This is a genomic window from Pseudomonas sp. NPDC086251 (assembly GCF_044746405.1).
GTDB lineage: Bacteria > Pseudomonadota > Gammaproteobacteria > Pseudomonadales > Pseudomonadaceae > Aquipseudomonas.
Window position 1 is genome coordinate 119,694 of sequence record NZ_JBIVBY010000002.1, and the last position, 12,847, is coordinate 132,540.

Genomic DNA, 12,847 nt, shown 5'->3' on the forward strand with positions numbered 1-12,847 from the left:
GAATACTTGCTGACTACGTAAAACACCAAGGCATACAGATTAATAGCATAAATAACATTCCGAGCAAGAAAATTAACAATCATTATATTACGATCCGATTTTCAGAATAGATGTAGGGATTTTTTCAGCATCAGAAAGCCTGGAGCACTCGCAAGCTCCAAAGAGTTTTCAGGATTAATACTCTAAATCCTGGGGCGGTAGCATGCCTTTTTTTGAATTCATCCAGATGTCCGCGTCCTAAAAAAGGAACGAAGCGCGGCCTTATTACGCGCGCCGGTTGCACAAAGTCGAACATCAAAAATCACTTCAGCAGAGTATCGTTATGATCCCCATTATTTTATCAGGCGGAACAGGGTCCCGCTTATGGCCCCTTTCTCGTCAACAACGCCCCAAACAATTTCTACCGCTCGCCGACAATACGTTTTCGATGCTCCAGGCGACTATCCAACGGCTGGACGGATTGGGCTTAAAAGCACCGCAACTCATCTGCAATGAAGCACATCGATTCTTGGCTGCAGAACAGGTGCTCAATCTAGGAATAGAAGATTTTCGTATTTTGCTGGAACCGATCGGACGGAACACAGCTCCTGCCATAGCAATTGCTGCAATTCAGGCTATCACTACAGAAAGCGACCCAATTTTATTGGTCCTTGCTGCTGACCACTTGATCGAAGATATCGCAGAATTCCATTCCAGTGTGAAGGCAGCGATCCCACTGGCTGAAGATGGAAAACTGGTCACTTTCGGGGTTGTACCTAAAACACCGGAAACGGGATATGGCTATCTCGAAATAGGTGAGGAAGTTGGCGAAAAGGGATACAGAGTAAAGCGTTTCGTCGAAAAACCAGATGCTGCGACAGCGAGAAATTACATAGAAAGCCAGCGGTACCTTTGGAACAGCGGAATGTTCATGTTCAAGGCCAGTCGCTATCTTGAGGAACTGGAAAAGTACCGTCCTGAAATGTTATCTATCTGCCGATCCGCTTTGAGTGGCGGGTCTGAGGACATGTATTTCACACGCATAAATAGCGAAATATTTGCGACCTGCGCCGACGAATCCATTGACTATGCCGTAATGGAAAATACTGCCGATGCGGTATTGGTTCCCTTGAATGCGGGGTGGAGTGATCTCGGTTCCTGGAACGCATTGGCAAATGTCTCGACCAAAGATGAAGTGGGTAATAGCCGCAAAGGTGACGTGCTGATGGAAAGCACTCTAAATACCTACGTCCATGCAAACAATCGTTTGGTCGCGACTTTAGGTGTTGAAGATCTCGTCATCGTAGAAACAAAAGATGCTGTGTTGGTTGCTCATAAATCCCATGAGCAGGATATCAAGAAGCTGGTTGAACAACTGAAACAGTCAGGACGACAGGAACACATCAATCATCGAGAGGTTTACCGTCCGTGGGGAATGTACGACTCTATTGATAACGGCCCCCGCTACCAAGTTAAGCGGATTACTGTACAACCTGGGGCCAAACTCTCGGTTCAGATGCATCACCATCGCGCAGAGCATTGGATCGTTGTAAGTGGTACCGCAAAGGTTACAAACGGTGAAAACACTTACCTCGTCGCCGAAAACGAATCGACCTATATCCCTATCGGTCAAATACACGCGTTAGAAAACCCAGGCGTAATTCCACTAGAGTTAATTGAGGTGCAGTCCGGTTCATATCTAGGAGAGGACGATATTGTTCGCTTCGAAGACAAGTATGGCAGAGCCTAGCTCTCCCGCCATTTTATACCCGACTCATCGTATTTACTTTTATGAATACACGACCCAGTCAATGCATAGGCGATCCGACCGATCACCATCCAGCATGAGAGGCGAAAATTGCTTTGTTTAAAAGTATCTTGATCGTCTGCACCGGCAATATATGTCGAAGCCCTATGGCTGAAATAATGTTTGCCGAGTTGTTAGAGGGAACTGATATCGAAATCAGGTCTGCCGGATTAGGCGCACTGGTCGATCAACCTATTGAATCTACCACCCTGGCCGTATTAGACCAACACGGTCACACGCCTGCGGCACATAAAGCGCGTCAATTAACATCTGCGATGCTCGGGGACGCTGATCTTGTGCTGGTGATGGAAAAACGTCAGTTAACCAGCGTACTCCAACTTTCTTCCGAAACTCGCGGAAAAGTTTTCCTGCTAGGCAAATGGCAGGATGAACGCGAAATACCAGATCCTTATCGCCAAGGAAAGGCTGCATTTGAACATGCACATGCCTTGATAAAAGAGGCGGTACACGCATGGGCTATCCGACTAACTCCATGAAGCCCTCCCTCTCATACCAATATCATATAGAAGTCCATACATGCAGCAGCCGCCAATAAATACCGTTAGCCCAAATGAAAGCGAAGAAATAGATTTGCTTGATTTGTTAGGCACCCTGATAGACTACAAATTTGTTATCGCTGGGATCACCAGTGTATTTATGATTGGCGGTTTAGCCTATGCCGTATTGGCAGCCCCCGTTTATAGGGCGAATTCCATCATCCAGGTAGAACCCAAGAAAAATGATGTGCTTGGGTTCAATGATATGAGCAGCCTATTGGGTGGCGAGTCCCCTTCTGGTACAGAAATTGAGCTAATCAAATCTCGATCTGTTCTAGGAAAAGCGATCGATAACCTAAAACTAGACATCTTGAGCGAGCCTGACTATTTTCCTGTCTTTGGCAGATTCATCGCAAAAAGATATACAGGAGACACTCCTGATTCTCTAGCCACACCTTGGTTTGGGATGAATAGCTATAACTGGGGTGGAGAATCATTAACCATCTCGAGACTTGATCTATCCAAGGATTTACTCGGAGGAGATCTCACACTGACATCCAAGGAAAAAGGTTCCTACGACCTATTGGACGAAGACGGTAATCTTTTGGTCAGTGGCCATGTGGGATCCCCGGCAGAAAGCAATGGGGTCGAAATTTTAGTTTCTGAATTACGCGCCAACCCAGGCGCCACGTTCTCCGTGATGCGTGAACCGCGCCTGAACAGTATCAAAGACTATCAGGAAGCGCTGGATGTCAGTGAGCGCGGCAAAGACTCTGGGATTCTTGGGCTTGCCCTCGAAAGTACCGATCCGCAAAAAGCAGTCAAAACACTCAACGAAATTTCACGGTTATACGTTCGCCAGAATGTCGAGCGCACGTCAGCAGAAGCCGCCGCCAGTCTCGACTTTCTGAAAGATCAGCTACCTCAAGTACGCAAGGATCTGGAAGAGGCGGAAAACGCCCTTAACAAATACCAAACTCGCAGTAAATCCATCGATATAAGTCTGGAAACCAAAGCCATTCTGGACCAGATCGTTGCTCTTGACACAAGCATATCTGAGTTAAAGCTTCAACAAGCAGAAATGGATAGAAAATTCACCACTCAACACCCTGCTTATAAAGCGCTGTTATCAAAAATTGAAGAGCTGAGCAGTAAACAAAGTGGGCTGTCCAAGAGAGTAGAAAGTCTTCCTGCCACTCAACAAGAATTGTTGAGCCTAACTCGCGACGTTCAAGTTAGCACAGAAATATATACTCAGTTACTAAACCGAGCACAAGAGCTCGATATAGTTCGTGCCGGCTCTGTTGGTAACGTACATATAGTCGACGATGCAGATGTTGATTTGAGAGAACCCGTCCGCCCTAAGAAAGCTTTAGTAGTGCTAATGGCAACTCTGTTAGGTGCCTTCCTTTCAATCGTATTCGTAATGCTCCGCCGGGCAATCAATCGAGGGATTGAAAGTGCTGATGTTATTGAGCAACTGGGATTGCCTGTATACGCGTCTATCCCCTTTAGCACTCTACAAAAATCAGCAGAGGCTGGTTCGCGAAACACAAAAGCGCAAGATCACGCTCAAATTCTTGCGATAAGCCAGCCCACTGACCTCGCGGTTGAAGCGGTCAGGAGCCTGCGCACCAGCCTGCACTTCGCTATGCTAGAGGCACAGAATAATCGCCTGATGATATCTGGCCCTAGCCCATCTGTAGGTAAAACTTTTGTCTCTTCGAACCTTGCCGCACTGATTGCACAGTCTGGGAAACGTGTATTGATTGTTGACGTTGATATGCGCAAGGGATATCTCCATAAGTCGTTCGGGAAACCCGCTGAAAACGGCCTTTCCGACATTCTTACCTCGCGCAGCAGTTTAAGTAGCGCGCTGCATGAGACTGAAGTGAAAAATCTGTTCTTGATCAGCCGTGGGCAAACGCCGCCGAATCCTGCAGAACTATTGATGCACAAGAATTTTAGTAACTTCCTTGAAGAAGCCAGTGAGCAATTCGACCTGGTAATTCTCGACACCCCGCCTATCTTGGCAGTTACTGATGCCGCTATCGTCGGACGCCTTTCAGGAACTTCGATGATTGTTACTCGATTTGGGAAGAATCCTGTAGGTGAAATAAAACTTACCATTCGACGATTTGCGCAAAATGGAGTGCATTTGAAGGGCGCGATACTCAATTATGTAGAGAAACGAGCGACCTCAAAAACTGGTTACAACTCCTACGGTTACTATCAATATTCATACGTCGCTGATAAAAAATAAACTTAATTGCATCTTACGCTCGATACATTGATCGCCGTTACGCGAAACATGCGTACGGCGAACCACGCTTGTCGTGTAAATCACGGGGAATACAACAGTAATCCTACGCAAGCTTTTGGCCTGACAAAGACGCCAAACCGAATTTTAAACTCTTAGGTGATCAATATGAAAATTACTGTTTTTGGCACTGGTTATGTCGGATTAGTACAGGGAGCCGTTCTTGCAGATGCAGGGCACAATGTCATATGTATTGATGTTGACGCACAAAAAATTGAGCGTTTAAAGCAGGGTATCATTCCTATATTCGAGCCAGGCCTGGAAGAACTGGTCAAGAAGAATTACAGCGCTGGAACTCTTCAGTTCTCCACTGACGCCGCACTGGGAGTTAATCACGGTACGATCCAGTTTATTGCAGTTGGCACTCCCCCCGACGAGGATGGATCGGCGGACTTGAAACATGTACTAGCGGTCGCTGAAGCGATAGCCGAGAACATGGAAGAACATCGCATTATCGTGAATAAGTCCACTGTTCCAGTAGGTACCGCGCAACGCGTAAGCGATCGTATCTCAGAAGTACTGGCGCGGCGTGATCTGAGCATTTCATACGATGTAGTTTCTAACCCGGAATTTCTAAAAGAAGGTTCGGCAGTAAATGATTGCATGCGTCCTGATCGCATTATCATCGGTTCAGAAAGCGAGAAGTCAGAGGCGCTAATGCGCGAACTGTATGCGCCATTCAATCGCAATCATGAAAAAATAATCATGATGGATGTGCGGAGCGCAGAACTGACCAAATACGCCGCCAATTGCATGCTCGCTACGAAAATCAGCTTCATGAATGAAATAGCAAACCTGGCTGAAATGCTAGAGGCCGATATTGAGATGGTCCGCAAAGGTATTGGCGCGGATCCACGGATAGGGTATCACTTCATTTACCCTGGTGTAGGTTACGGTGGTTCTTGCTTTCCAAAAGACGTTCAGGCTTTGATTAAGACCGCAACATCCATTGACTACGATGCAAAAGTTTTGAAAGCTGTTGAAAATCGAAACAACGAACAAAAAACCACTTTGTTCTCGAAAATTCATAAACATTTCAAAGGCGATCTGCACGGTAAAACGTTTGCGCTGTGGGGATTAAGTTTTAAACCAAACACTGATGATATGCGTGAAGCACCTAGCCGCGTGATCATGGAAGCACTCTGGGCAGTAGGTGCGAAGATTCAGGCTTTTGATCCAGAAGCAATGGAAGAAACACAACGGCTCTATGGTGAAGTGGATAGCTTGACACTCTGTGGAACCAAAGAAAGCGCTTTGAAGCAAGCGGACGCACTCATTATCGTTACCGAATGGCAAAATTTCCGTGCTCCTGACTTTGATATGATCAAAGCGCAATTGAAAAACCCACTTATTTTCGACGGGCGCAACCTGTTCGACCCCAAAGCGATGAAAAATAAAGAACTGACTTATTATTCTGTAGGGCGTGCTTGATGAAAATTCTTGTAACTGGCGTAGCAGGCTTCATTGGGTATCACGTCACGAAGAAATTGATTGCTCAGGACCATATAGTCTATGGCATTGACAACCTGAATGATTACTATGACCCACAGCTAAAAAAAGACAGGCTCTCTGATTTACAACAATACTGCGAGAAGCTTGAAAAAAGCGAAAACTTTAAATTTGAATTAATGGACTTGGTCGACGCACCGGCCATCTCTTCATTGTTTAAAGAGAATAATTTTGATCGAGTTATACATCTGGCCGCGCAAGCGGGAGTTCGTTATTCGATAGAAAACCCAAAAGCCTATATTGATTCTAACATAGTGGGTTTTTTGAATATTCTAGAATCATGCAGGGCACAGAAAACACCCCATTTAGTGTACGCCTCATCCAGTTCTGTTTACGGGATGAACAGCAAAATACCATTTTCAACCCATGATAAAACAGACAATCCAATTAGTTTGTATGCCGCCACTAAGAAATCTAATGAATTGATGGCGCATTCTTATAGCCACCTTTTTGATATCCCGACAACTGGCTTACGCTTCTTTACAGTATATGGCCCTTGGGGCAGACCTGACATGGCCTATTTCTCATTTAGTAAATCCATCTGCGTGGGAGAACCCATCAATGTATTTAATAAAGGTAAAATGGAGCGTGATTTCACCTATATTGATGACATCGTCAACGGCATCGTGAAGGTCATGGATAAAATTCCTGCCTCGCAAAGCTCCGTCAATACAAACTCTCCTGCCCGATACAAAATATACAATATAGGAAACAACAACCCGATTACTCTAGATCTATTCATATCCTCTATCGAGAACGCGCTTGGAAAAAAAGCGATAAAGAATGAACTTCCTATGCAACCTGGAGATGTCCCTCTCACGTATGCTGACGTTGACGATTTGATTAAGGATGTTGGCTTCAAACCCTCAACAAATATAGAAACAGGAATGGCAACATTTACTGATTGGTACTTGACGTATAGCAACAGAGAAAAGAGCAGCGACGATGAAAACTAGGGATTTGATAAAATCGGACATTACTGCAATCTATAATACGATCAACCTGAAAACACTTATCAAATCCTTTTTTAATCCGAGCGTTCATGCATGCGTACTGACACGATTAGTACGCAGTAAAAACAAGATATTCAGTGCCATCATCAGAAACCTATTGATATCAAAACACTCAATGGATGTTAGCTCAAGCGCGGTGATTGGTCCTGCCTTGAGACTTCCACACCCCATTGGAATAGTAATCGGAGACAACGCTGTTTTACACGGCAGTATCACCATATACCAGAATAGTACGATTGGTTCAAAGAACGGTTATCCAGAAATAGGCAACCATACAATCATCTACCCCAACAGTGTCATCGTCGGACCGATCAACGTTGGAGATCATTGCGTCATCGGGGCTGGTTCATTTTTAGACAGAAGCCTGATCGCTAATACTGTCTTTCATAAATAGCAATTCACGTCAGCCCCGACAAACCGAAGATTGAGGGAACAATGATTAAAAACAGTGCAGCGTGGATGGTGATGGGAAATGGTATCTATGCCATCAGCCAAGCCGCGATTTTAGCTATTCTGGCAAGACTGGTTAATGTCGAAGCGGTTGGGATGTTCAGCTTTGCATTGGCGATCACAGCTCCCATTATGTTGTTGTCTAACATAGGCCTGCGCACTCAGATCATTACCGATACACAGAACTCGTACTCGCTGCGTGAGTATCAAAAACTTCGTCAGCTCTGTAGCGCAGTTGGCGCTAGCCTCTGTGTCGTAATCGCGGCTGTCATGTCATCGACGACAGAACTAATCATTGTAGTCATTCTCGTAACACTCTCAAAATCTGCGGAAAATCAGTCCGAACTGTTTTATGGCATCCTGCAAAAACAATACAAGCACCGTATCGTTGCAATATCACTAGCCATCAGAGGGGCCATAGGCGCTACAAGTCTTGCCGCGGGCACCTATTTATCAGGAAATCTCATCACAGGCGTCATTTGTTATACCGTTTCCTGGTGGGCGATCTGTCTATTTTATGATAAAAAATGCACACGTCGAAGCATCAGTAGTATTGGAGACAATAAAAACACTCGGTACGCAGACCTGATGCCACTCATATATGCGGGTTTACCGCTGGGTATTTCCGCGTTACTAATAAACCTTAATACCGGCATTCCGCGTATATTTATCGGTCAATCTGATGGCATGCATGCTATTGGCATCTATTCCATCATGGCCTTTATTGTACAGACCGGCAGCCTGATTATAAACTCGACTGGGCAAGCTATCCTTCCAAAGCTATCAGTACAGTTTAGCCAAAAGGATACTAAAGCATTCCTGGGTCTTACAATCAAAGCTTCCTTCGTTGTCCTGCTCTTGAGCATTCTTGGTACAATTGCATCGTTTTTTTTCGCCGACTACTTTTTAAATTTAACTTTCGGCAGTGAAGTAGCCAAGAACGCACACTTACTTACTTTGATGTTCGCTATTTCACCGGTTCAATACCTCGGTAGTTTATTAGGTTATGCCATTGCTTCCACCAAACGTAATATATCCCTAGTTAGCGTTCAAGCGGCCGCGTCTATAGCCGCACTGGCAGCATCGTTTATTCTGATTCCTCTGTACGGGTTGAAAGGAGCAGTAGCCGCGACATTAATTGCAAATAGCGTAGCATTATCGGGATATATCATCACACTGGTAAACGCCCTTAAATCAGCGTCCTCGAAAAACTTAACCGAACTTGCCGAACAAGCCAAATGAAGAAAATATCCTCCTATGCAATATCGTTCATTTGCTGTGCAAGTGTCGCCTTCATACTGATAATTTTATTCGGTGAGTCCGCGATCGGCATTCCTTTAGGTGTCGGAATATTAACGTCCTCTATATTCCTAAAGGATACTGTCGACTGGGCTCGTTCGCGACTGGATAGTTTTGACCCAGGTGCAATTCTTGGTTTGGCGGGGCTTTTGTATTTTCTGATCAGCCCGGTATCACAAGTCTCTTGGGACTTCTGGCCTTACCTACCCGCCCTGACCAATGATTCGGGTTGGATTTCATTCTGGTCCATCTTAAATCTATTCGGTGCGCTGACTTATAAATTCTTCAGCCGAATCAAATTAAAACGTAACGCCACCACATACGTTACGCCAGCGACATTCAATCACAAAAGATTTATATTTTTATCCTTAATGCTTCTTGCATTATGTGCTGTTTGCCAACTCTATATCTATGCGTCCTTCGGTGGGATTCTTGGGTTTATTGCTACTTTTACAGCAAGACAAGCTGCGGGAATTGAGGACGAAGATCCATTTGCCGGAATGGGCATGCTCATGCTCGTCGCCGAGAGTTTTAAATTCCTATTTTCTATGTTTGTAATATATTGCATAAAAGATTGGAAATGGGCAAAAAGTAATTATTGTTTTGCAATTATCATGATCGGTTTGTTGATCACTTTCATATTATTTGGAGGATTGCGAGGCAGCAGGAGCAGCACGTTATTCTCTTTAGTATTCGCCGCAGGCATGTACCATTTCTGGATCAGAAAACTTCCGGTTAAGATGTTGCTGGCTGGCGTTGCATTTTCATTACTATTTGCAACGTCCTATTATTGGTACAAAATTGCAGGCGCAGATGGGTTGAGTGCCATTGTGGATTCCAGTGCCCGTCAAAGCTTCCATAGCAGCCGTCAGAATGTCGACCAATACCTGGTGGTCAGAGATTTAGGGCGCATGGATATGCAAACGCTAGCGCTCAAAAAAATCGTATCGGGCGAGCAGCCATTGTCGTTTGGCCGAACTTATCTGGTTAGTATATTCTCGAGTATACCCAAATCCATATTGCCCTTTATACCAGATCAAGTAACCAAAGAAAAAACCGAACTTATCCATGGCCGTGGCAGCTATCAGCGTGGCGAAGCCAGGCAGACGACGCTTGTACTCGGTCAGTTTGGTGAATCACTAGTTAACTTTGGCATTCCTGGCATCTTTCTATTTTATGCTGCGCTAGGTCTATTTGTTGGGAAAATCAGAAGTTTGATAAAGCACTTACCTAAGCGCGATATAAGACTTCTGTTCATACCCGTAACGTGTTTGATCCCTCTATTGATGATTGGCACAGACATGAACGTACTCTTAATGCAACTGGTACGTTACCTAACCATTCCGCTAATACTTACGACCTTATGCCTAAAGATAAAAAGAAAAAATACGAGCCCATCGTCAGTCAATCTGATCACTCCTCTTGATCATGCCGGATAAGCCTCGTTACAACGTCGGCTGACAACTAACTCATTTTATGCAAGCGAGCACCACAGTTTAGGGAATTTTATACAAGCCCTAAGCCTGGATCTCCCCTTATGCTTAAATTCGTACATGGACGCAAACGATGCCCAATACTCCCCCAAAAAACTTTCTTATATGTACCGCTAAATATAGCGACAACCTGGGAGACGGAGTGATATCGGACTGCACTGAGTACCTGATAAAAAAAGCCAGTCCAGGATCCTCTATTAATCATATAGACATTGCTGGCCGAACTCAGTACCGGCCCAGCGCAAAGCAAGATATAAAACTCGCTAAAAAAATATTCTTTTTCATACCTCACTTTCTACAACCGGTGATGACATTAGTAGCCTGGCATTTATTCATGAAGAAACGCCTGGATGATGCGTGGTCTAAAAATGCACCCGACGATAACTTCTTATTGCTATTTGGCGGCGGTCAGCTAATTAGTGATCTGGCATTAAATTTCCCGCTAAAATTTAATCACCTTATTAATAAAACAAAGTCAATAAACGCTAAATTGGCGACCAACGCCATTGGTGTTTCTTCCAAAATGTCTGCGCTTGGGAAATTTCTGTACACCTCCTCTTTTAATTCAACAAAATGGATTCATCTGAGTGTAAGAGATCAGGAAAGTCAACAAGCGCTAAAGACACTTATCAACGACTCTAAAGATGTAGCTCTTACTGTCGATCCTGCACTGTGGACAAGTGAGTGTTACAACCTTGAAAATGATCGCCCAGAAGAACATCCTGAGATCATCGGTTTGGGTATTGCACACCCATTAGAGCTTTCAGCGCATATTGAAAAGAGCAAAAAAATACCACCTGAAGAAACGCTTAAATTTTGGACTGATTTAACGATAAAACTTGTCGATGCAGGAAAGAAACCTGTCCTGTTTTCCAATGGTTCTGTGGAGGACGTTTTATTCTGCGAAGAAGTCTACGCGCAACTGGCACAACAAGGTTATTCCTCCAAAATAGAACTGAGTGCAGCGCCACTCCAGCCGGTAGATCTGGTCAAAAACATCAATAGATTTCACGCCGTGATCTCCCACCGCCTCCATGCGAATATCATTGCTAACTCTTTGCTCATACCCACCGTACAACTTGGCTGGGATGCGAAAGTCAAATCATTCGCCAAAATAATGGGGCGAGAATCTTCGTGCTTTGAAAAATTACCCACAGCGTCAATCGCTTTTGAGGCAATCGAAGACGTTTTAAAAGTTGGTATCGATAAAGCACATCTAACCAAGTTAAAACAAATTTCATACGACAACATAAATGAGATTGTAAAAAGGTACAGGGCATGAAGATTTACCTCATCAGGGATGGAGTTTTTACGACTACAAATGGCCGTCCGGCCTCCAATCTCCTGCATTACGAATCGTACGGCCGAAGATACCTATCGGTTTTCTCTGAAGTCGTTATTGTGGGTCGACTTTTTGAGAAGCAGGATCCGACTGCCCTGCCTGTTGATGGTCCAAATGTGAGTTTTTTAAGACTTCCTGCGGGGCATGGCCCTATAGGATTAATCAAAAGCCTTCCCTCGATCTTTAAGACCGTCCTTTCTACGACTACCCCAGGCAGTGCTTATCTATTGCGCGTCCCGGCAAATGTTCCCAGCATCTACGCTCTCGTATTATGGTTAAAAAGAATTCCTTTTTGCATGGAGGTCTGCGCAGACCCGTTTGACTCCTATAGTGCCAAAGCATTAAACAATCATCCTCTAAGTAGCCTCTTCCAGAAATTTTTTGTCGGTCTGGTCAAATGGCAATGTCGTAAGGCTGTAGCGACAGCCTATGTGACAAGGAACGCTCTACAATTGAGGTATCCACCAGGCGAACCTGCGACATCGTATGCATTCACGTCAATTGATCTTTTCGAAGAAGCTTACGCGCTGACTGCCAAGAGAATTGAGGATTTCAAGGTATCCACGCCGCATATTGTTTTAACAGGCAATATGCAGGGAAAAATGAAAGGGCATGACACGTTATTAAATGCATTGGCAATTATTCACAAGAAAGGCATTAAAGCGAAGCTTACAATTATCGGCTATGGCAACAATGAGCCGCTTTATAGAAAGATGTGTGCAGATCTTAACTTAGAAAACTTTGTCACGTTCACAGGAAAAATGGCGTCGGGAGAACCAATCAGGGAAATCCTGGATACCGCAGATTTGTTTGTCTTGCCGTCACGCCAGGAAGGTTTGCCTAGAGCTCTATTGGAGGCTATGGCACGGGCTTTGCCAGCTATTGCGACACGCGTAGGGGGAACCCCTGAATTGGTGGAAGAGTGTGCGATTGTGCCCCCGGATGACGAACAACTTCTAGCTAACAAAATGATCGAGTTCCTCTCTTCCCCCGAACTGCTTCACTCTCAGTCATCCAGAAATTTGTCAGTTGCCAGAACCTACAATGCGACTGTAGTTCAAAATCTTAGGAATGAATTCCTCAATACGATGATGAAGCTGTCGCGCGCAACTGCTTGAACAACACTATTGTTTAACTT

The 12,847-nt window shown here is 44.7% G+C and carries 10 protein-coding genes; all 10 read left to right on the top strand.

The window, feature by feature from the left end; translation table 11 throughout:
* Window positions 1-322: 322 nt before the first annotated feature.
* The 10 genes from ACIPL2_RS05025 (at window position 323) to ACIPL2_RS05070 (ending at window position 12,827) form a co-directional block, all read left to right on the top strand.
* Window positions 323-1,729 (top strand): mannose-1-phosphate guanylyltransferase/mannose-6-phosphate isomerase, encoded by a 1,407-nt coding sequence (locus ACIPL2_RS05025; RefSeq protein WP_401353573.1) that lies wholly within the window; start codon window positions 323-325, stop codon window positions 1,727-1,729.
* 113 nt (window positions 1,730-1,842) lie between these two features.
* Complete coding sequence (locus ACIPL2_RS05030) at window positions 1,843-2,283, top strand: low molecular weight protein-tyrosine-phosphatase (RefSeq protein WP_401353575.1); 441 nt, start codon at window positions 1,843-1,845, stop codon at window positions 2,281-2,283.
* Between the two features lie 40 nt (window positions 2,284-2,323).
* Window positions 2,324-4,546 (top strand): polysaccharide biosynthesis tyrosine autokinase, encoded by a 2,223-nt coding sequence (locus ACIPL2_RS05035; protein WP_401353577.1) that lies wholly within the window; start codon window positions 2,324-2,326, stop codon window positions 4,544-4,546.
* A gap of 165 nt (window positions 4,547-4,711) precedes the next feature.
* Window positions 4,712-6,034, top strand: a complete 1,323-nt coding sequence (locus ACIPL2_RS05040) for a UDP-glucose dehydrogenase family protein (RefSeq protein WP_401353579.1) — start codon at window positions 4,712-4,714, stop codon at window positions 6,032-6,034.
* The gene (locus ACIPL2_RS05045; protein ID WP_401353581.1) at window positions 6,034-7,068 is read left to right on the top strand and encodes an NAD-dependent epimerase; all 1,035 of its coding nucleotides are present in this window, start codon (window positions 6,034-6,036) and stop codon (window positions 7,066-7,068) included. The genes ACIPL2_RS05040 and ACIPL2_RS05045 overlap by 1 nt, the downstream gene beginning before the upstream one ends.
* 172 nt (window positions 7,069-7,240) lie before the next feature.
* Window positions 7,241-7,519, top strand: coding sequence for a DapH/DapD/GlmU-related protein (locus ACIPL2_RS05050; protein ID WP_401353822.1), 279 nt, complete (start codon window positions 7,241-7,243; stop codon window positions 7,517-7,519).
* A gap of 41 nt (window positions 7,520-7,560) precedes the next feature.
* A complete protein-coding gene (locus ACIPL2_RS05055) occupies window positions 7,561-8,817 on the top strand; it encodes an oligosaccharide flippase family protein (protein WP_401353583.1) in 1,257 nt (418 codons plus the stop codon).
* Entirely contained in the window at window positions 8,814-10,313 is a 1,500-nt protein-coding gene (locus ACIPL2_RS05060; RefSeq protein ID WP_401353585.1) for a hypothetical protein, read from the top strand. The genes ACIPL2_RS05055 and ACIPL2_RS05060 overlap by 4 nt, the downstream gene beginning before the upstream one ends.
* Window positions 10,314-10,440: 127 nt before the next feature.
* A complete protein-coding gene (locus ACIPL2_RS05065; protein ID WP_401353587.1) occupies window positions 10,441-11,649 on the top strand; it encodes a polysaccharide pyruvyl transferase family protein in 1,209 nt (402 codons plus the stop codon).
* Window positions 11,646-12,827 carry a glycosyltransferase gene (locus tag ACIPL2_RS05070; RefSeq protein ID WP_401353589.1) on the top strand — a complete coding sequence of 394 codons (1,182 nt, stop codon included), beginning with the start codon at window positions 11,646-11,648 and terminating at the stop codon, window positions 12,825-12,827. Before ACIPL2_RS05065 ends, ACIPL2_RS05070 begins: the two co-directional genes overlap by 4 nt.
* Window positions 12,828-12,847: the final 20 nt, after the last annotated feature.

What these genes read in the sequence shown, in the direction of transcription:
- ACIPL2_RS05070 (WP_401353589.1), top strand. Translation starts at nt 11,646, where the DNA reads ATGAAGATTTACCTCATCAGGGATGGAGTTTTTACGACTACAAATGGC.
- ACIPL2_RS05025 (WP_401353573.1), top strand. Translation starts at nt 323, where the DNA reads ATGATCCCCATTATTTTATCAGGCGGAACAGGGTCCCGCTTATGGCCC.
- ACIPL2_RS05045 (WP_401353581.1), top strand. Translation starts at nt 6,034, where the DNA reads ATGAAAATTCTTGTAACTGGCGTAGCAGGCTTCATTGGGTATCACGTC.
- ACIPL2_RS05040 (WP_401353579.1), top strand. Translation starts at nt 4,712, where the DNA reads ATGAAAATTACTGTTTTTGGCACTGGTTATGTCGGATTAGTACAGGGA.
- ACIPL2_RS05055 (WP_401353583.1), top strand. Translation starts at nt 7,561, where the DNA reads ATGATTAAAAACAGTGCAGCGTGGATGGTGATGGGAAATGGTATCTAT.
- ACIPL2_RS05065 (WP_401353587.1), top strand. Translation starts at nt 10,441, where the DNA reads ATGCCCAATACTCCCCCAAAAAACTTTCTTATATGTACCGCTAAATAT.
- ACIPL2_RS05035 (WP_401353577.1), top strand. Translation starts at nt 2,324, where the DNA reads ATGCAGCAGCCGCCAATAAATACCGTTAGCCCAAATGAAAGCGAAGAA.
- ACIPL2_RS05060 (WP_401353585.1), top strand. Translation starts at nt 8,814, where the DNA reads ATGAAGAAAATATCCTCCTATGCAATATCGTTCATTTGCTGTGCAAGT.
- ACIPL2_RS05050 (WP_401353822.1), top strand. Translation starts at nt 7,241, where the DNA reads ATGGATGTTAGCTCAAGCGCGGTGATTGGTCCTGCCTTGAGACTTCCA.